The following is a 1,189-nucleotide window of genomic DNA, read 5'->3' on the forward strand; positions in this document are numbered from 1 at the left end:
ATAACTAATCACTATTTTCCACTTTCTGAGTGCCAATTATTGCAAGTATAATAAAAATAAACGGTGCTAGGAGAAATAGAAAAAGCATATTCAACATGCTCCGTTCTTTTACGGCTGGCATATTAACCTCAGTGTAAAGCGTAAATGGCTCATTAGTAGTCTGAACTAACAATGCTGCAAAATCTTCTGCGGCCTTAGTTTCTCCATCTTGATTAAGGTGGATTTTATCTTCTAATCTATACTCGTTTCCGTATTTATAGATATCGGGTCCTTTGGTAACGTTTTGGTTTTGCTCAATAGCCTGCAAAGTACCATCAATAATGAATTTACGATTTTCGAAATTGGTCACGGATGGTGCAATCATAAATTGCAAGTTGGAGATATCTGATTCTTTTCTGGCTGTTTCGAATATCGTTTTGTAGTGTTGTGCAATGACATCAGCAGAATTAGTAAGGTCTACATCGTTGTCCCCATGAATACAAAGTACGCCCTTTATGCCTGTTTGAGGGATGATGTACTTTAGTGTATTTAGAAACTTGATAATGGGCATTCGTCTTGATGAGTCAACAAAAGTGCCCGCAAATGGTTGATTTTTTGCGGAAAGTTCCCATTGCTGAAGGGTAGAACCTCCAAAACCTGCATTGATAAATGCTACAGGACAATTGTTTTTTGCAGCTAGTAAATCTCCTAATTTTCCCCAAATACCTCTTTTTTGCCAGTACTCAATATCATCTTTTACATTCATATAGTCAGTAGCTGTAGACTCGCTGAAGTCTTTAAGTGAAATGAATTCTGTATTTTTGTAATAATCTGGATTTGTCATATCCTTGAAGCATGATGCAGGTATAATGACACGTTCATCCTTACAATAGTTGGAACCCCATCCAGCAGTAAAACTATGGCCAATAATGGTATAGATATCTCCAATAGCTACGATAATGGAGGTATTTCCCTTGTTGTTACTGATATCCAATTCATACAGACCTTTTTGTAGTCTTATGTATGTGAGAAACTCATTTGTTTTAGAAGTTACCGTTTTCTCATAAGCAACCCCACCATTGATAGGCGTAGCGATGATTTTCAAGGATTTATTACCATTTTCTATAAGACCTTCCAGAGCTATTGTGGCATTGTTGGTGAAGTCTCTTTGGAAGGGTTGTTTGTTTTTGGGTGATGTGATTTTCATTTG

At 36.8% G+C, this 1,189-nt stretch carries 1 protein-coding gene; it reads right to left on the reverse strand.

The features are described from left to right. Window positions 1-4 precede the first annotated feature (4 nt). Window positions 5-1,189: sialate O-acetylesterase (locus ACOVQ4_RS19080; RefSeq protein ID WP_421822200.1), on the reverse strand; the 1,185-nt coding region annotated here is incomplete at its 5' end.

Origin of the sequence: Flectobacillus sp., assembly GCF_049240685.1 — a bacterium.
Lineage (GTDB): Bacteria > Bacteroidota > Bacteroidia > Cytophagales > Spirosomataceae > Flectobacillus.